The following is a 17,614-nucleotide window of genomic DNA, read 5'->3' on the forward strand; positions in this document are numbered from 1 at the left end:
GGGGCGCTTCCCGCGGGCTTCCCTGAAGCCGCGTCGGGCCGGCGCCGGCGGCGAGATCAGGTCAGCGCCGCGCCGACGATGACGATGAGCAGCAGCACGCCGAGCACGGTCGGGAGAAGCCAGAAACGAGGACGGTCCACGCGGCGTAGCCTAACCCCGCTCATCGGGTGCGAGAGCCCATCGCCCCAGTGACTCGTACCTCACCGAGGCGCCCAGGTGGCTGCGGACCAGATCGACCGCATCGGCCGACCAGCTCGACCCGGCGAACGACGACAGCGCCTCCACCAGGGGGCGCAGGTCGGTGGGGTGGCGGGTGCGGCCGACCGTGAGATGCGGGCGGAACGGCTTGTCATCGGTCTGTACGGCTCCCGCCCGCCGCCCCGCCGCGCTGGCGGAGGCGGCGAGCCGTACCAGGGGGTCGCCGGTGAGGCCCAGCCAGAGCACGCGCTTGGCGAAGGCGCCCGCGCCGGTGAAGGCCACCCGCTTGACGGGATGGCGGGCGGCGGCGCGGGCCAGCCGTTCCTCGAGGTCGGGCAGGACGCGTTCGGGCACGTCCCCGTAGAAGGCGAGCGTGAGGTGCCAGGTCGCGCGGTCGGGGAAGCGCACGCCCTCCACCAGCCCCGCGACGGACGCCAGGGCGGCGGCCACCTCGTCGAGGATCTCGGGCGGCGGGATGATCGCGGCGAACAGTCTCACAGGACCGATTCTCCCGCCCGCGGCCCTGGGGCGGCGGGCGGGGCTCCGGTCGCCGGCCGTCAGGCGGTGGCGAGGGCCGGCCGGGTGAGCCGGGTGGTGATCAACCGGGTGAGGAGGATCGCCAGGCCGGTGCCGGCCAGCGTGAGCACCCCGCCGAGCATGACGCCGACGCGGGGGCCGCCCATATCCGCGATCCAGCCGATCAGGGGCGCGCCGATCGGGGCGCCGCCGGTGAAGACCAGGACGTAGATGCCCATGACCCGGCCCCGCATCTCGGGCGAGGTGGACATCTGGACCAGCGAGTTGGCCGCGGTGTTGACGGTGATCAGCGCGATGCCGGTGGGGACCAGCAGCAGGAGGTAGACCGGGTAGAACGGGGCCACCCCGACCACCACCTGGAACAGTCCGAAACCGACGGCGCCGGCGATGAGCAGGCTGCGGGTCGGGCGGGCCCGGCGGGCCGCCAGCAGGGCCCCGGCGAGCGCGCCGACGGCGAAGGCGCTGGAGGCCACACCGAACGACGAGGCTCCCTGCCCGAAGACCTGGCGCGCCATCAGCGCGATCGACATCGAGAACGACTGCGTGAACATCGCCATGAACGCGATCACCAGGATGGGAAGCAGCAGCTCCGGGCGTTCGACGACGTAGCGCAGGCCCTCGCGCAGCTGGCCCTTGGCTCTCGGGACGAGCTCGGCCGGGGTCAGCTCCGACCTGCGCATGAGCAGCAGGCTCGAGATGACGCCGCCGAAGGTCAGCGCGTTCAGCAGGAAGATCGGGCCGGTGCCGATGGCGTACATCAGCACGCCGGCGACGGCGGGACCGACCACGCGGGCCAGGTTGAAGATCGAGGCGTTCAGCGCGATCGCGTTGGGCAGGTCGCGGCGACCCACCATCTCGACCACGAACGCCTGCCGGGTCGGCACCTCCACGCAGGAGATGACGCCGAGGAGGAAGGCCATCGTGTAGACGTGCCAGACCTGGGCCGAACCGGTGACGGTGAGGACGCCCATCGTCAGCGCCAGCATCGCCATGAGCGACTGGGCGACGATCAGGACGGGGCGCTTGGGGTAGCGGTCGGCGAGCACGCCGCCGAACAGGCCGAACATCAGCTGGGGAAGGAACTGCAGCGCGGTCGTGGCGCCGAGCGCCGCCGCGCTGCCGTGTGTCAGGTCGAGCACCAGCCAGTCCTGGGCGGTGCGCTGCATCCAGGTGCCGACGTTGGAGACGACGCCTCCGGCCGCGAACAGCCGGTAGTTGTGAACCCGTAGCGACCGGAACATTCCGGTCCTGGGTTCGTCAGGCTCTATATCTTGCTGAGCTTCTCCAGAATCGGCGCCGCCTGCCGGAGCACTGCCCGCTCCTCGGGTGTCAGCTCCTTCAAGCGCTGCGTCAGCCACGCCTCCTTCAACCGGCGCTCCTCCTTCAGCAGCGCCTTGGCGGCGTCGGTCACCGCCACGGTCACCTGCCGCCGGTCGGTCGGATGCGGCGAGCGCGCGACCAACCCGCGCTCCTCGAGCGCGGCGATCACCCGTGTCATCGAGGGTGGCTGCACCTTCTCGAGCTCGGCCAATTCGCCGGGGGTTATCCCTGAATGCCGTTCCACGGCGGCGAGCGTCGCGAACTGCGTGGGTGTCAGGGTGTGTGCCGCTGCCTGTCGTCGGAGTCGCCTGGTCAGCCGCGCCAGCGACACGCGCAGGGCTGAGGCCAGGCCCGCGTCGCTGCGCAGGTCCATCTTGTGCGAGGGATTCGTTAGCACGTCTCATTACCCTTGCTAACTATATGGTTTGCCACGATATTCCCTTCAGTTGGGTTTGTCTCACCCATTGATACAGTGCGCCGCGCACTTCTTATTCTGGGTGACCGCGGCCTGGTGGGCGCCGGCGGAACGCTCGCGGTTCCCGCCCTGTCGGCTCTCACCCACGAGTACGGCCGGCCGTTCCCGCTCGAGGGGCGACGCCGGGGCCGGTGGCGAGGGCGGCCGGTGGCGACGGGGTGCCGGTGGCGACGGCGGCGTGCGTGGCGCTGCTCGCGGCGGCCGGCCTGGTCAGGCGGCGACACGGTACTGGCCGCGTGCGGTCACGGCGGCCCTGCCGGTGGCCGCCGCGCTCGTCGGCGTGGCTCTGGCCGTGATCGCGCGGACCCGCCAGGCCACCCCGGCCTGGCGGGTCGAGGACGTCACATGCCGAGCAGGCTCCTGATCGGGCCGAGCGCGAAGTAGACGACGAACAGCGCCGCCACCACCCACAGCAGCGGGTGGATGTCGCTGCGCCTGCCCCTCGCCAGCTGGATGAGCACGTAGCTGAGGAAGCCCGCGCCGATGCCGTTCGAGATGGAGTAGGTGAACGGCATGAGGACGATCGTCAGGAACGCCGGGATCGCGATGCCGTAGTCGTTCCAGTCGATCTCGCGGACCGAGGTCATCATCATGAAGCCGACCACGACCAGCGCGGGCGCCGCCGCCTCGTACGGCACGACCACGACCAGCGGCGCGACCAGGATCGACAGCAGGAACAGGACACCGGTGACCACGGCCGCCAGACCGGTACGCGCACCCTCGGCGACACCGGAGGCCGACTCGATGTAGGTCGTGTTCGACGAGACCGAGCCCGCGCCGCCGGCCGCCGCGCCGATGGAGTCGACGAGCAGGATCTCGCGGGTGCGCGCCATCTGGCCGTCCTCGTCGACCAGGTTCGCCTGGCGGCCGACGCCCACGATGGTGCCCATCGTGTCGAAGAAGTCGGTCACCAGCAGCGTGAAGACGAACAGGATCGCCAGGATCACCGAGACCTGGCTGAACGCGCCGAGCGGGTCGAACTCGGTGAACAGCGTGAGCGGGTTGTGGAAGCCGAAGATCTGCTCGGGGAGGGTGGGGACGTTCAGCTGCCAGCCCGACGGGTTCGTCTTGGACGCCGGGCCCGTGTTGGTGAGCGCCTCGACGACCATCGCCAGCAGGGTGGTGCCGACGATGCCGATGAGGATGGCGCCCTTGACCTTGCGCGCCACCAGCACGGCCGTCGCCAGCAGGCCGACGATGAAGACGAGCAGCGGCCACGACGTCAGTGCGCCCGCGATGCCCATCTCCAGCGGCGGTCCCGCGGCGACGCGGCGGACGAAACCGGCGTCCACGAAGCCGATCAGCGCGATGAACAGGCCGATGCCGACGCTGATCGCGGTCTTCAACTGGGCGGGGATGGCGTTGAACACGGCCACGCGGAACCCGGTCAGCACGAGGATCGCGATGATGACGCCCTCGAGGAAGACCAGGCCCATCGCCGCCTCCCAGGTCATCTGGGAGGCGATGCCGTACGTCACGAAGGCGTTGAGACCGAGGCCCGCCGCCATGGCGAACGGCACCCTGCCGACCACGCCCATGAGGATGGACAGCAGGCCCGCGACGAACGCGGTGCCGGAGGCGACCAGCGGCAGGTTCGCGGCCAGGCCGTCGCCGATGAACTGGCCCTGGACGTCCTTGACGGTGCCGATGATGATCGGGTTCAGCACGACGATGTAGGCCATCGTGAAGAAGGTGGCCAAGCCACCGCGGACCTCGCGGGACACCGTCGAACCACGAGCCGAGATGGCGAAGAATCGGTCAAGACCGGAAAGAGGGGGAGTTATCGTGTCTTTCACGCGCGAAGAGTGGCAGGGCTTGCCACCTGCCAAAAGACCTTGCGACCTGATCGAGACTGATTTGCCGCCATATCGCGCGAAACGGGACGTCGACTAGTCTGGACGACGTGAAGCAGGCATGGCGTCCCGACCCCGAGCCGCTCGAGACCAACGACCGGGCCGCCGTGCTCGTGGGGACAGGGCTGTGGGCCGTCGCCCTGGCCGTCCTGCTGATCGTACGGCCAGGGCCGGGCCACGAGTGGTGGATCTGGACCTGCGTGACGGGCATCGTCCTGGGCGGGTTCGGCTACTGGTTCGTCGACCGCAGGAGCCGCAGGCAGCTTCCGGCCGACCAGACCCCCGTCGAACCGCCGATCTAGGGCTCCGCTACCACGCGTAGTCCTCCGGGGCGGGGCTGTGCCCGGGGAAGATCTCGTCGAGCCGGGCGAGGGCCTTGTCGTCGAGCCTGATCTCCAGCGTCCGCATGGCGCCGTCGAGCTGCTCCATCGTGCGCGGGCCGATGATCGGCGCGGCCACCGCGGGCCTGGTCAGCAGCCAGGCCAGACCGACGTGCGCGGGATCCTCGCCGAGCTCGTCGCAGAACGCCTCGTACTGCTCGATCTTGTCGCGGTGCTTCTCGAGCTGCTTGACCATGTGCTCGGCGGCCGAGCGGCCCTTGTCGATCTTGCGGAGGACGCCGCCGAGCAGGCCGCCAGCCAGCGGACTCCAGGGGATGACGCCCAGGCCGTAGTCCTCGCACGCGGGCAGCACCTCCAGCTCGACCGCGCGGGTCAGCAGGTTGTAGTGGCTCTGCTCGCTGACCAGGCCGAACATGTTGCGCTTCGCGGCCGCCTCCTGCGCCTTGGCGATGTGCCAGCCGGCGTAGTTGGACGAGCCCGCGTAGATGATCTTGCCCTGCCGGCGCAGGACGTCGATCGCCTCCCAGAACTCCTCGACCGGGGTCTCCCTGCCGATGTGGTGGGCCTGGAAGATGTCGATGTAGTCGGTCTGGAGCCGCCGCAGCGAGGCGTCACAGGCCCTGCGGATGTGCAGCGCGGACTGCATGCCCTCGTTCGGCCACTCGCCCATCCTGCCGTGGAACTTCGTGGCGATGACCGTGCGCTCCCTGCGGCCGCCGCCCTGGGCGAACCACCGGCCGACGATGTTCTCGGTCACGCCCTCGCCGAGCTTCCAGCCGTAGACGTCGGCGGTGTCGAAGAAGTTGATGCCGAGCTCGTGGGCCCTGTCCATGATCGCGAAGGAGTCTTCCTCCGTGGTCTCGGGGCCGAAGTTCATCGTGCCGAGACAGAGCGGGCTGACCTTGAGGCCACTGCGTCCAAGGTTCACGTATTCCATGAGACCCACCCTAAGAACCTGGACCCAACTCCAGGCCAGTCCTTTCGATATAACGCTGGCTTTCGACGGCGTGCTGGTCCGGCTGTTCACCGGCGACCCGGCGGTGTGCACGCAGGTGTCCGCGGTGGTGATGGTCGCGCTCGGGTCGAGCATGGCGGTTCTGGGCTTCGCGCTGACCGCGATGAAGAGGTCCGGTCGGAGCCTGCGCTCCGTCGCCGTCGGCTGGGGCCTGCTGGTCGTCGCCGCCGGGCCGGTGGTGGGTGCCTGGGGACTGGTGGGGCTGTGGACGGCCGTGCTGGCCACCCACCTGCTGCTGGTGGCCCTGCAGGGGCTCGCGTTTCTGTCGGTCACGGCTGATAGGCATGTCGTCTCGTGAAGGCCTTGATCGGCGCCGCCGTACCCCTCTTCCTGTCGATGGTCTCCGGCATGGTGGCGCACCTGGTCGGCAGCGCCGTCCTCGGCAACCGGTCGGCCGCCGCGCTCGCGGCCCTCGCGCTGGCGCTGGCCGTGTACAACCCGGTGGTCGCGGCGGTGGCGGGCGCGGTGCGGGGGATGGTCCCGTTCGTCGCGCCGCACACCGGCGACCCCGCGGCGGCGTTACCCGTGCTCAAGGACGCCCGCTGGCTCGCCTACGGCGTCGGCGGGCTGGGTGCGGCCGTCATGACGTGCGTGCCGTTGATCGCGACGGCCAGTGGCGCGCCCGGTGAGGTCGTCGCCGAGCTGGGCGCGTTGCCCTGGCTGCTGGCGGCGTGCGTCGTGGTGCTGGCGGCGGGCGGCGGCGCCAACTCGGTCCTCATCGCGCTGGGCCGTAGCCGTCAGGTGCTGTGGTCCGCGCTGGCGGCCACGGCGGTCGAGGTGGCGCTGATCGTCGTGCTGGCGCCGTCGCTCGGCGTCGGAGGAGTCGGCCTCGCCGCGCTGGGCTCGGCGGCCGCCGGCATGCTCGTCTCGAACCTCGCCCTGATGCGCGTGCCGGGCCTGCGCGGGCAGTCCCTTCGGCCCGGCCGTCCGAGGCCGCGGGAGATCGCCGAACTGGCCCGGGTCGGGCTGCCGCTGTCGGCGACCACGCTCGTCAAGTTCGGCGCCCTGGCCGTCGTCACCTACGCCGCCGCCGGCACCGGCACGCGGAACGCGGCGGCGCACGCCCTCCTCGGATCGCTGGCGGGGCTGCTCATGGTGGCGGCGCTCGCGGTCGCCCAGGCGTCTGTTCCTGAGATCGCCCGCGCCGCCGACGCTGCTCGGGCCAGGCGGGTCAACAGGGGCGCCGTCCTGCTGGCGGTCACCGCGTCAGGCGTCGGCGCGGTGGGCCTGCTGGCCTGCGGCGAGCCGCTGATGGGCCTGTTCACCAGCGACGCGGGCGTGCGTGACACCGCGCTCGCGCTCCTGCCGTTGCTCGTGCCGGCGTCGGTCGCCGACGGCTGGCAGGCGGTCATGGGGTTCGGCCTGACCGCGCTCAAGCGGTCGAGCTGGAGCCTGGGGTGCTTTCTTCTCGGGTACGGCATGCTCGCGGGTGTCGCGGTGCCCGTGGCGGGGTTCGCGGGGTTGCCGGGGTTGTGGACGGCGGTGCTGGTGATGAACGTCGTGCTGGTCCTGTTGCAGGGCGGCGGGTTCTCGCGGCACAGCGCGCGGATAGGGATGGTCACTGCTGGGGCATGATGGGCGGATGGGGGATGTCCTGGTTCGCACGCTTGCTGGGGTCGGGGTGGCAGTCGTGCTGCCGGTGACTCCTGCCTTCGCCGTCGGTACGCCCGCGGTCCCGGCATCCGCCGTGTCCACGGCTGCCGGTTCCACGCCCGGGCTCCTCGCGCCCGCCGAGGTGACTCCTGCTGCCGCCGAGGGGAGCCTGGCTGAGGGTCGTCCCGCCGCGGCGACGCCTGCCGCGGGCAGTCCCGCCGCTGAGGGGACTCCTGCGGAGGGGGAGCGCGAGACGGTCGCGTTCAGGATCTCCGATCCGCGGATCACCGAGTCGAGCGGGCTGGCGCTCTCGCCGACCCGTGAGGGCGTCGTCTACACCCACAACGACAGCGACGCGGGGCCGGTCTTCTACGCGCTCGACGACGACGGGAAGACCAGGGCCACCTTCACCCTGCGGGGCGCCCAGGCGCGTGACTGGGAGGCGATGGCCGCCAGCAGGGATCCGGCGACAGGGCGAGGCGTGCTGTGGTTCGCCGACATCGGCGACAACTTCGACGGCGCCTGGCCGGACATCTCCGTCTACAAGGTGATGGAGCCCGGCACGCTGCGTGACGCGACGCTGCCCGCCGTGCGCTACCGGTTCACCTACGAGGACGGCGGCCACAACGCCGAGGGCATCATGGTCAACCCGAAGACCGGCCGGCTGTACGTGGTGACCAAACAGTTCGCGGGGGCGATCTACGAGGCGCCCAGGCGGCTGCGGGCGAGCGGGACGAACGTCCTGCGCAAGGTGGGCTCCGCGCCGATCATGGCGACGGACGCGGCCTACGCGCCCGACGGGTCGAGCTTCGTCATCCGTACCTACTTCTCCGCGACGGTGTTCAGCGGGTTCGACGAGCAGCTGGCGAAGGTGTCGATGCCCGCGATGGACCAGGCGGAGTCGATCGCCTACACCCGGGACGGCACGGCGTTGCTCACGGGGACCGAGGGCGCCGACAGCCCGGTCTACCGGGTGCCGTTGCCCGCCAAGGCGCTGCCGTCGCCGTCCCCCTCGCCGTCGGCGCGGGCCGAGGAGGCGGCCGAACCGGCGGAGGACCAGGAGAGCACGCCCGCCTCGGCAACGGCGGCGGACGCCCCGGGCGGGATCACGGGTCGGGACATCCTGTTGTGGCTGGCGGTGGCGCTGGGCGCCACGGGTGTGATCACGTTCATCGCCAGGAAGACGCGCTGAGTCGGGATGCTCAGTCGTATCTGAGTAGCGAGACGCAAGCGATCATCAAGTGGTTGCGGCATTGTTCTCGGCATGCACGTGAACTGTCCTGATTGCGGGCTTCCCCTCCACGGGCCCGTGACGGCCTGCCCCCGGTGCGCGCTGCCGCTGGCGGGGCCGGTAGCGGTGGAACTCTGGCAGGTCGACGGGGCGCTGGCGGGTCTCAGGGCGCGCGAGGCGGAACTGAACGCGCGCCGGGCGCACCTGCTCTCCCTCCTGCGCGCCGACCGCGCCCGGTTCCAGGGGCAGGCGGAACGGCCCGCGCCGGGGGTCGCCCCCCAGGGCGTCGATCCGGGTCCCGCGGGCCCGGTCGCGGGCGGCCGGGCGCAGGGTGCGGCTGCCGGCGGTGGCGTGGGCGGCTGGGCGCAGGGTGCGGCTGCCGGCAGTGGTGCGGGTGGCGGTCCTGGTGGCTGGGTGCCGGGGGGTGCGGGTGCCGGCGGTCCCGGGCAGGCGGCGCGGCCGGAGGTGTCGAAGCGGACGGCGCAGAACGTGCTGCTCATCCTCGGCGGCCTCATGCTGGCCGTGGCGGCGATCGTGTTCACGGTCGTCAGCTGGGGCCACCTCGGCATCGGCGGCAGGGCGGTCATCCTCGCGGGCCTGACCGGGGTGACGCTGGCCGTACCGGCGCTGCTGCTCAGGCGTGGGCTCAACGCGACCGCGGAGACCATCGGCGTGCTCGGGCTGGCGCTGATGCTGCTCGACGGGTACGCGGCGCGCAGGGTCGGCCTGGTCGGCGGCCTGGACGGGTGGGACTACACAGCGGCCACACTCGCGGTGGTGGCCGCGGCGGCGGCCGGCTACAGCAGGGTGTTGCCGCTCAGGGTGCCGATGCCGCTGGCGGTGGTGCTGCTGCAGGCGCCGCTGCCGCTGCTGTCGATCGGCCACGGCGGCGGCTGGACGAGCGGGGCGCTGGCCGCCACGGTCGCCCTCGACGCCGCCATCTGGACGTCGGCGGCGCGCGGCCGGGCGGCACGCGTCACGGCCACGGTGTGCCTGGCCGTCATGGGGACGGTCACGTTGATGTGGGCCGGGCTCGCGTCGTTCGCCACCCACGGGCCGTGGCATGCGGCCGGGCTGGTGGTGCTGGCGGCGGTCGGCGGGTACGTCGCGTTCCGGTCGGACGAGGCGGTCGGCAGGGGCGTCGCGGCCGTCGGGTCGGCGACGGCGTTCGTCGTGGCGGCGGGCGCGTTGCTGATCGGGCCGCTGCCGTCGGCCTGGCGCGTGGTGCCGTACACGGTGGCCGCGCTGGCGGTGGCGACGGCGGCCAGGTGGCTCCCGGTACGGCTGCGCGCGCCTTTCGCCTATGCCGGGGTCGGCCTCGCGCTGGCGAGCGCGGTGCCGGTCGTGCCGCAGGCGCTGCTGGCGCTGCTGCAGGCGCCGGTGATGGGCGACGAGTCCTTCCGTCTGGGGACACTCGTCATGGTGCGGTCGGCGCCCGTCGTGTTCGTCCTGCTGGCGGCGGTGCCGCTGATCGTGGGCCGGGCGCGGTGGATGGCGCCGGTCTCCGTGGTGGCGGCGGTGCTGGTGGCGCCGGTGGCGTACGGGCTGCCGTACACGGCGGTGGTGGCCGTCCAGCTGGTCGTGGCGGTGGGGTGCACACTCGCCGCGGCCCTCCTGGGGACGGAACGGACAGCCGCGCGCGCGGAGGGGACGGAACGGGCAGCCGCGCGCGCGGAGGGATCCGGCGGGGTGCCGGTGGCCGGTGGTTCTCGGGCGCGGATGGCGGAGATCCTCGGCGGTGCTGCGCCGTGGGCGTGGACGGCGGGGGTTTCCGGCGGGCTCGCGGTGTTGTGGTCGCTGAACGAGCGGGCCGTGGCCTACGTGGTGCTGGGAGTGCTGCTGGTGGCGTGGGGCGCGCTGTACCGGCGGCCCGCGGCGCTGGTGGGGGCGTCGTTCGCGGGCACGGGGCTGGTGTGGCTGGCGCTGGACGGCCTGGGCGTGTTTCCCAGGGACGCGGCGGCGACGGGGCTCGCGGTGGGCGCGGCGCTGGCCCTGCTCGGCTGGTACGGCACGCGAGGCGCGCCACCGGCGCTGGGATCGGCACCGTCGCAGTCGTCGTCAGCGTCGCCGCCTCAGGGGCCGGTCGCTCTCGCGGGCGCCGGGACGCAGGGGGGTGATTCCGGGGGAGCGCTGGGATCGGGTCCTCTGGGCGAGGGCACCGATCGTCCCGGGCCGGGGCAGGTCGGCGGCAGTCCCGGGGTGATGCCGGGTGCCGGTCACCCGGGGCCGGTGGGGTCCGGTGGCGGCACGGGGGTGTTGCCGGGTGGCGGTCGTCCTGGGGTGCTGGGGGGCGGCGGTACTTCTGCGGGCGGGACGCTGCTGGGGAGCGCCGGGCGGGACGGCTCGTGGGCGGCGTTCACCGGGCGGGTGACGGCGGTCCTGATGGCGGTCGCGGCCGTGCTGATCGTCGGGGACGTGCTGGTCGGGACGCTGGGGGCGTACCTGCCGGTGGTGGACGCGTGGAGTGGCGCGCCGGCCTTCGCCGGGGGCAGGCCGCTGGCGCTGGTCGCGGTCGGCGTGGCGGGGGCGGTGGCGGCGCTGGCGACCCGGCCGGCGTTCGGGGTGCCGGCGGGCGCCGTCGCGCTGGCGGTGGTGCCGGTGACGGTGCGCGTGCCGTACCCGGTGGTGCTGGTTCTGCTGGTGCTGGGGGCCGCGGCCGCCGCGGCGGTGGCGGCCCGCGGGCCGGGGCACGCGGTGGTCAGGCGGGGGAGCGCGGGGGCCGCACTGTGGCTCGGGTCGCTGGCGCTGGGCTGGGCGCTGGCGGTGCAGGCGGCGACGCTTGCGGTGCTGCCCGCGCTGGCGGCCGTCGCGGCGCTCACCGGACTGCTGTGGGCGGACGTCCGAGGCCGCGGCGGCGTCGCGGGCGGAACGGGGCAGGCACGGTTCGGCTGGACGGTGCTGTCCGGGGCGCTCGTCGCGGGCGAGGTGGTCGCGGTGGCGGCCGCGTTCGAGGTGCGGGTGGTGGAGGCCTACACGCTGCCGTTCGCGGTGTTGCTGCTGGTCGCCGGCTGGTGGGGGGCGCGCGGCAGGGCGCTGTCCTCGTGGCCGGTGTACGGGCCGGGCCTGGCGCTGGCGTTCGGGCCGAGCCTGGTGCAGGCGGCCACCCCGCTCAGGGCGTTGCTCCTGGGTACGGCGGCGCTGGCCGTGACGCTGGCGGGAGCCAGGTGGCGGCTGCAGGCGCCGACCGTCATGGGCGCGCTCACGGTGGCGGTGGTGGCGGTGCGGGAGCTGGCGCCGTGGATCGCCGATCTGTTCGGCGTGGTGCCGCGGTGGGTGCCGATGGCGCTCGGCGGCCTGCTGCTCGTGGTGGTGGGCGCCACCTACGAGGCGCGCAAGCGGGACGTGCGCAGGCTCAGGGACGCTGTCGCAAGGTTGCGGTGAACGCCTCGCCGCGCAGGGCCCGCTCGACGACGCTGATCGAGCGGGCCAGCCGGACCAGGCGCGGCCCCTCCGCGCGGTAGACGTCGAGCACCGCCTCGACGGCGTGCGGCGGCAGCCGGTCCTTGAGGTCGACGGCCGCGCTCCGGTAGCCGGCCCTGGCCGCCGCGATGGCCGAGTCGACGTGGTGGCCGGCCATCCTGGCCAGGGCGATCGGGTGGCGGCGGAGCACCTCGTAGCCGCGGTAGTCGGGCGGTACGGCGTCGAGCAGCCAGGCCACGGCCGAGCTCTCCCAGTCGGGGACGCTGGGCGGGCGGACCTCGGGCGGCCACTCCGGTGGGACGTACATGAGACTCATCGTACTCATGTTCGACTGTGCGCCCGTGGAGGGGCGACGGTCAGCTCGCACGTGCCGTTCTCGCAGGAGCGCCGCAACCGACCTCGGGAGATGGTCTGCGCGAGTCCGATCGCCCAGCAGGTCGGGCAGCCGCGCAGGGCGAGCAGCCCGACCGGCGCGAGCAGGAGGGCGGCGAGGCCGAACGCGGGAACGAGCGCGAGCGACCCGATCAGCGCGCCGAACCCCACCACCCCGCGGAGCAGGTGCCGGGGCACCGACGCGCTCGCGAAGCTTCGATCGTCAGTGGTCATCATCGCCTCCGATGGCGGTGTCGAGGGTGCCGTGCAGTGTGTCGTGAACCGCGGCGCGGGCGCGGTGCAGCCGGGACTTCATGGCGGCGGTGCTGAGGCCGAGCGCGTCGGCGACCATCCGCCCGCTGTGGCCCTGGACGTCTCGCATGATCAGCACCCGCCGCTGGTCGTCGGGCAGCGCGGCGATCGCCGCCGCGACCCGTTCGGCCTCCAGGCGGCCCAGGACCTCGTCCTCGGCCGACGGCAGGGCCGTGCCGTCGGCCGAGGACGGGGTGTTCTCGGCCGACGGGAACTGCCGCAGCATCAGCCGCGCCTGACGCAGGCACTCGTTGCGGACGATGCGGAACATCCACGAGGCCAGCGCGCCGGAGGCGCGCAGCATCCCGATCTTCCGGTACAGGATGATCAGCGCCTCCTGCGCGGCGTCCTCGGCGTCCTCGGGCGAGGCGCACAGGGCATGCGCGAATCGCCGTACGTGCGGGTGGGAGCCGGAGACCAGCGCGGTGATCGACTCGACGTCGCCACGCTGGGCGGCGGCGATCAGCACGTCGTCGGGCCAGGCACGGTCACCCACGAGAGCGGCTCCTTCGGCGCAGCACGACGACGGAGCACGTGCAGACGAGAACGGCCGCGGCGATGACGGCACCAACGATCATGACAACCTCCGGATCCGGGTCCGGCGCGGTGGCCGGACATCTATGAGAGGCGTTTCGGTCGCGAAAGGATTCACCGTCGCCGTCCGGCACTTGAGACGGCAAACATCCAAGCGCTAGCTTCCAGAGCATGCGCGTGTTGGTGACGGGTGCGTCGGGCTTCATCGGTTCCCACGCGGTCGTCGCGTTGCGCGAGGCGGGCCATGAATGCCTTCTTCTGGTGAGAAATCCGGAAAAGGTGAAGAAGGTGGTCAAGGTACCCGGTGTCCTCTACCAGGCGGACATCACGGACGCGGAAGCCGTACGGAAGGCACTGGCACAGTGTGACGCGGTCCTGCACGCCGCCGCGGACATCGGCGTGACCGGGCATGAGGTCGACCTGCACGGCGCGAACGTCCGCGGGCTGAAGAACGTGCTCGCCCAGGCCGTGGAGCTCGGGCTGGACCCGATCGTGCACCTGTCCACCGTCGCGGTGTTCGTGCCGCCGAGCCGCCCCGTCATCACCGTGGACAGCCCGCTGGCCAGGCCGCGCAACGCCTACGGCATGACCAAGCTGTACGGCGAGCGCTACGCCAGGGACCTCGACGGCGTGACCATCGTCTACCCCGGCGGCGTCGTCGGCCCCGGCCAGCCCACGCTCGACGCGCTCAACGAGGGCATCAGGGCCGGGCTCAGGCAGGGCTGGCCGATCGTGCCCGGCGGGGTGAACGTGCTCGACGTGCGCGACCTGGCCGTCGCGCTCGCCCGGTGCTTCACCCCCGGCAAGGGCGCCCGCCGCTACCTGTTAGGCGGACATTTCCTGACCTGGGGGCAGATGGCGACGCTCTGCGAGGACGTCACGGGACGGCGGGTGCGGCGCTTCAGGATCCCCGGCGCGCTGCTGCGAGCCACGGGCTCCACGCTCGACGCGCTGAAACGCGTCGTGCCCCTCGACCACCCGCTGACCCGCGACGCCGCCGACATCATGCTGACGCTCGTCCCCACCGACGACGTCCCGACGCTGCGCGAGCTGGGGGTCTCGCTGCGACCCGTGGAGAACACCGTGGCGGACACGGTGAGATGGCTCATCGCTGAAGGACACTTGACCATATGACAGAGCGGATCGGCGTCATCGGAGCGGGCATCGTCGGCTTGGCCGTCGCCCGGGAGCTCGCGCGCACCAGAGGCGCCGAGGTGATCGTCCTGGAGGGGGAGAACCGGGTCGCGGCCCACCAGACCGGCCACAACAGCGGGGTCGTCCACGCCGGCATCTACTACCAGCCGGGTTCGCTCAAGGCCACCCTGTGCCGGGAGGGCATGGCGCTGCTGCGGGAGTACTGCGCCGAGCACGGCCTGCCGTACGAGGAGGTGGGCAAGCTCGTGGTCGCCTCCACGGCGGCCGAGCGGCCCGCGCTGCGCGCGCTCGCCGAGCGGGCCAGGGCCAACGGCGTGCCCGGCATCGCCGAGCTCGACGCGCTGGCCCTGCGCGAGGTCGAGCCGCACGCGGTCGGCGTCGCCGCAGTCCACTCGCCGCACACCGCGATCGCCGACTTCCCCGCCGTCGCCCGCCGGCTCGCCCGCGACGTCGCCGAGCTGGGCGGCTCGGTACGGCTGGCCCACCCGGTCAAGGCGATCCGTGAGACCGCGAGCGCGGTGGAGGTCCTGGTAGGTCGCCGGAAGTTCGCCTTCGACCGGCTCGTGGCGTGCGCCGGGCTCGGCACCGACGCCGTCGCCAAGATGGCGGGACAGCCGGGCGAGGTGCGGATCGTGCCGTTCAAGGGCGAGTACTACGCGCTGGCCGGGTCGGCCAAGGACCTGGTGCGCGGCCTGATCTACCCGGTGCCCGACCCCCGCTACCCGTTCCTCGGCGTCCACCTGACCCGGCGCATCGACGGCGAGGTGCTGGTCGGGCCCAACGCCGTGCTCGGCGACGTGCGCGCGCTGCTGACCTGGGAGGGCACCCGCAGGCTCGCGCGCCGCCACTGGCGCACCGGCCTGCGGGAGCTGTACGGCTCGGCGGTCAAGGGCGCGTTCGTCCGCGCCGCCAGGCGTTACGTCCCGGCGATCACCGCCGCCGACCTCGCGCCCACCGAAGGAGGCGTGCGCGCCCAGGCCGTCTCCCGCGACGGCGGCATGGTCGACGACTTCGTGGTCGACCTCCACGGCCGCATCGCGCTGGTACGCAACGCGCCCTCTCCCGCCGCCACGTCCAGCCTGGCGATAGCCAGGCATATCGCGGGGATTGTCCCAGCACTCGCCCGTTAAGGGCATTCTTAGATGTGATGGCCACTATGGACGCCGTGGAAGCACGCCTGCTGATCGTCGAGGACGAGCCGAACATCCTCGAGCTACTCGCCGCGAGCCTGAGGTTCGCGGGTTTCGACGTGTCCACCGCGAAGAACGGGCTCGACGCGGTCACCGCCGTGCAGCGGCACCGGCCCGACCTCGTCGTGCTCGACGTGATGCTCCCCGACCTGGACGGGTTCGAGGTCGTGCGGCGGCTGCGCAGCAGCGGGCAGGGCACGCCGGTGGTGTTCCTCACCGCTCGTGACGAGACGGAGGACAAGATCCGCGGGCTCACGATCGGCGGCGACGACTACGTCACCAAGCCGTTCAGCCTGGAGGAGGTGGTGGCCAGGATCCGGGCGGTGCTCCGCCGTACCGCGGGAGACCCGCAGGCGCCGCCGCCCCGGCTGACGTTCGCCGACATCGAGCTCGACGAGGAGAGCCACGAGGTGTGGCGCGGCGGCCGGCCGGTGTCGCTGTCGCCGACGGAGTTCAAGCTCCTGCGCTACTTCATGGCCAACGCGGGCAGGGTGCTGTCCAAGCCGCAGATCCTCGACCACGTCTGGGACTACGACTTCAGGGGCGAGGTGGGCATCGTCGAGTCGTACGTGTCGGTGCTCCGCCGCAAGATCGACAACAGGGAGCCGCGGCTCATCCACACCCTGCGCGGTGTCGGCTACGTGCTGCGCAGCCCTCCCGAGACATGACCCTCAGGATCAAGCTGATCGCCGCGACGCTCGCGTTGCTGGCCTTCGGGCTCACGTTCATCGGCGTGCTGAGCGTCTCGGTCCTGCACACGTACCTGATCGACAGGGTGGACACGCAGATCTCGGTGGTGGCCGCCAGGGCGCTCATGCGAGTGCAGCACCGGGGCGCCCCGGCGCTGAAGAACCTGGTGCTGGAGCCCGACGTGATCGTCAAGGCGGGCGGCCCGTGGGTCAGCGGCCTCGACGCCGACCACCGGCAGCTGCCCGTCGTGCCGGTGCCGCCGCCGGCGGTGCCGACGACCGTGCCCGCCGTCTCCGGCGACGGCGAGTGGCGGGTGCAGGAGGTGCGCGGCACGGACAACGCCGTCGTGCTGATCGCCATGGACCTGGACGAGGTCACGCAGATCACCCGCAGGCTGGCGCTCATCGAGCTGCTCGGCGGCGGCGGCATCATGCTGATCCTGACCGTCGTGGGCATCACGAGCGTGCGCAAGAGCATGCGCCCGCTGGCCCAGATCGAGCGTACGGCGGAGGCCATCGCCGGCGGCGAGCTCGGCAGGCGGGTGCCCGACGGCAACCCGCGCACCGAGGTCGGACGGCTCGCCCGCGCGCTCAACGGCATGCTCGCCCAGATCGAGGCGGCCTTCGCGGCGCGGACGGCGTCGGAGAACGCCGCCAGCAGGTCGGAGGAGCGGATGCGCCGCTTCGTCGCCGACGCCGCCCACGAACTGCGCACACCGCTGACCACGATCCGCGGCTTCGCCGAGTACGCCAGGCAGAACCCCGAGGCCGATCCCGCCGAGATGCTGGCCAGGGTCGAGCGCGCGGCGGGCCGGATGAGCCTGCTGGTCGACGACCTGCTGCTGCTGGCCAGGGTGGACCAGCAGCGTCCGCTGCAGATGCGGCCCGTCGACATGCTGGCGCTGGCCGCCGACGCCGTCCACGACGCCCGCATCCTGGCCCCCGAACGCGGCATCTCGCTGGAGGTCGTGGGCGGGGCCGCCCTCATCGTCTCCGGCGACGAGGTACGGCTGCGCCAGGTCGTCGGCAACCTCATGTCCAACGCGCTCACCCACACCCCCGCCGACACGCCCGTCACCATCAGGGTCGGCGCCGCCGGCGCCACGGTGTTCCTGGAAGTGGTGGACAAGGGGCCCGGCCTCACACCCGAGCAGGCCGAACGGGTCTTCGAGCGCTTCTACCGGGCCGACTCCGCGCGCGCCCGCCGGTCGGAGGACGACAGGGGCAGCGGCCTCGGCCTGGCCATCGTCGCGGCGCTGGTCGAGGCGCACGGCGGCAGCGTGGTCGTGCACAGCGTGCCCGGCGAGGGCGCGACGTTCAGGGTCGAACTCCCACTCGCTCCTGAGTAACCGTTCAGCTTTTCCTCAGGCTGCTGCGGC

18 protein-coding genes are annotated in these 17,614 nt (G+C 72.5%); 9 read left to right on the plus strand and 9 right to left on the minus strand.

Annotation, left to right across the window (positions count from 1 at the left end; genetic code table 11):
- Positions 1 to 150 precede the first annotated feature (150 nt).
- The 5 genes from thpR to ABZX22_RS28090 form a co-directional block, all read right to left on the minus strand.
- Positions 151 to 696: an RNA 2',3'-cyclic phosphodiesterase gene (thpR, locus tag ABZX22_RS28070; RefSeq protein ID WP_354914292.1), complete on the minus strand. Its 546-nt coding sequence runs from the start codon at positions 694 to 696 to the stop codon at positions 151 to 153.
- A 59-nt stretch (positions 697 to 755) separates the two neighbouring features.
- Positions 756 to 1,976: an MFS transporter gene (locus ABZX22_RS28075; protein ID WP_354914294.1), complete on the minus strand. Its 1,221-nt coding sequence runs from the start codon at positions 1,974 to 1,976 to the stop codon at positions 756 to 758.
- 23 nt (positions 1,977 to 1,999) lie between these two features.
- Positions 2,000 to 2,428 (minus strand): MarR family transcriptional regulator, encoded by a 429-nt coding sequence (locus ABZX22_RS28080; RefSeq protein WP_354914296.1) that lies wholly within the window; start codon positions 2,426 to 2,428, stop codon positions 2,000 to 2,002.
- 312 nt (positions 2,429 to 2,740) lie between these two features.
- Entirely contained in the window at positions 2,741 to 2,875 is a 135-nt protein-coding gene (locus ABZX22_RS28085) for a hypothetical protein (RefSeq protein WP_354914298.1), read from the minus strand.
- Complete coding sequence (locus ABZX22_RS28090) at positions 2,872 to 4,254, minus strand: NCS2 family permease (RefSeq protein WP_354914300.1); 1,383 nt, start codon at positions 4,252 to 4,254, stop codon at positions 2,872 to 2,874. Before ABZX22_RS28090 ends, ABZX22_RS28085 begins: the two co-directional genes overlap by 4 nt.
- 179 nt (positions 4,255 to 4,433) lie before the next feature.
- On the opposite strand from ABZX22_RS28090, the gene ABZX22_RS28095 reads away from it, so the two are divergent.
- Positions 4,434 to 4,685 carry a DUF2530 domain-containing protein gene (locus ABZX22_RS28095; RefSeq protein ID WP_354914302.1) on the plus strand — a complete coding sequence of 84 codons (252 nt, stop codon included), beginning with the start codon at positions 4,434 to 4,436 and terminating at the stop codon, positions 4,683 to 4,685.
- Positions 4,686 to 4,692: 7 nt separating this feature from the next.
- Here ABZX22_RS28095 and ABZX22_RS28100 read toward each other — a convergent pair whose 3' ends face one another.
- Complete coding sequence (locus ABZX22_RS28100; RefSeq protein WP_354914304.1) at positions 4,693 to 5,661, minus strand: aldo/keto reductase; 969 nt, start codon at positions 5,659 to 5,661, stop codon at positions 4,693 to 4,695.
- Here ABZX22_RS28100 and ABZX22_RS28105 point away from each other — a divergent pair.
- The 4 genes from ABZX22_RS28105 (at position 5,660) to ABZX22_RS28120 (ending at position 11,944) form a co-directional block, all read left to right on the plus strand.
- A complete protein-coding gene (locus tag ABZX22_RS28105) occupies positions 5,660 to 6,037 on the plus strand; it encodes a hypothetical protein (RefSeq protein ID WP_354914306.1) in 378 nt (125 codons plus the stop codon). The two genes, ABZX22_RS28100 and ABZX22_RS28105, sit on opposite strands and share 2 nt — an antisense overlap.
- The gene (locus ABZX22_RS28110; protein WP_354914308.1) at positions 6,034 to 7,314 is read left to right on the plus strand and encodes an MATE family efflux transporter; all 1,281 of its coding nucleotides are present in this window, start codon (positions 6,034 to 6,036) and stop codon (positions 7,312 to 7,314) included. The genes ABZX22_RS28105 and ABZX22_RS28110 overlap by 4 nt, the downstream gene beginning before the upstream one ends.
- A gap of 7 nt (positions 7,315 to 7,321) precedes the next feature.
- Entirely contained in the window at positions 7,322 to 8,524 is a 1,203-nt protein-coding gene (locus ABZX22_RS28115) for a hypothetical protein (protein ID WP_354914310.1), read from the plus strand.
- A gap of 72 nt (positions 8,525 to 8,596) precedes the next feature.
- Entirely contained in the window at positions 8,597 to 11,944 is a 3,348-nt protein-coding gene (locus tag ABZX22_RS28120; RefSeq protein WP_354914312.1) for a hypothetical protein, read from the plus strand.
- Here ABZX22_RS28120 and ABZX22_RS28125 read toward each other — a convergent pair.
- Genes ABZX22_RS28125 through ABZX22_RS28135 form a run of 3 tightly spaced genes read right to left on the minus strand, consistent with a single transcriptional unit; the run spans position 11,916 to position 13,163 of the window.
- Positions 11,916 to 12,290, minus strand: coding sequence for a hypothetical protein (locus tag ABZX22_RS28125; protein WP_354914314.1), 375 nt, complete (start codon positions 12,288 to 12,290; stop codon positions 11,916 to 11,918). The two genes, ABZX22_RS28120 and ABZX22_RS28125, sit on opposite strands and share 29 nt — an antisense overlap.
- 14 nt (positions 12,291 to 12,304) lie before the next feature.
- Positions 12,305 to 12,592: a hypothetical protein gene (locus tag ABZX22_RS28130; protein ID WP_354914316.1), complete on the minus strand. Its 288-nt coding sequence runs from the start codon at positions 12,590 to 12,592 to the stop codon at positions 12,305 to 12,307.
- Positions 12,579 to 13,163 carry a sigma-70 family RNA polymerase sigma factor gene (locus ABZX22_RS28135; protein WP_354914318.1) on the minus strand — a complete coding sequence of 195 codons (585 nt, stop codon included), beginning with the start codon at positions 13,161 to 13,163 and terminating at the stop codon, positions 12,579 to 12,581. Before ABZX22_RS28135 ends, ABZX22_RS28130 begins: the two co-directional genes overlap by 14 nt.
- 209 nt (positions 13,164 to 13,372) lie before the next feature.
- On the opposite strand from ABZX22_RS28135, the gene ABZX22_RS28140 reads away from it, so the two are divergent.
- From ABZX22_RS28140 to ABZX22_RS28155, 4 genes are read left to right on the plus strand one after another with little or no spacing between them, the layout of a single operon-like run.
- A complete protein-coding gene (locus tag ABZX22_RS28140) occupies positions 13,373 to 14,335 on the plus strand; it encodes an NAD-dependent epimerase/dehydratase family protein (RefSeq protein ID WP_354914320.1) in 963 nt (320 codons plus the stop codon).
- On the plus strand, positions 14,332 to 15,486 hold the full coding sequence (lhgO, locus tag ABZX22_RS28145) for an L-2-hydroxyglutarate oxidase (protein WP_354914322.1): 1,155 nt from the start codon (positions 14,332 to 14,334) through the stop codon (positions 15,484 to 15,486). The genes ABZX22_RS28140 and lhgO overlap by 4 nt, the downstream gene beginning before the upstream one ends.
- 26 nt (positions 15,487 to 15,512) lie before the next feature.
- Entirely contained in the window at positions 15,513 to 16,214 is a 702-nt protein-coding gene (locus ABZX22_RS28150; RefSeq protein ID WP_354914324.1) for a response regulator transcription factor, read from the plus strand.
- Entirely contained in the window at positions 16,211 to 17,584 is a 1,374-nt protein-coding gene (locus tag ABZX22_RS28155; RefSeq protein WP_354914326.1) for a HAMP domain-containing sensor histidine kinase, read from the plus strand. The genes ABZX22_RS28150 and ABZX22_RS28155 overlap by 4 nt, the downstream gene beginning before the upstream one ends.
- The last annotated feature ends 30 nt before the right edge of the window (positions 17,585 to 17,614 follow it).

Source organism: Nonomuraea sp. NPDC003804 (genome assembly GCF_040610675.1).
Classification (GTDB): domain Bacteria; phylum Actinomycetota; class Actinomycetes; order Streptosporangiales; family Streptosporangiaceae; genus Nonomuraea.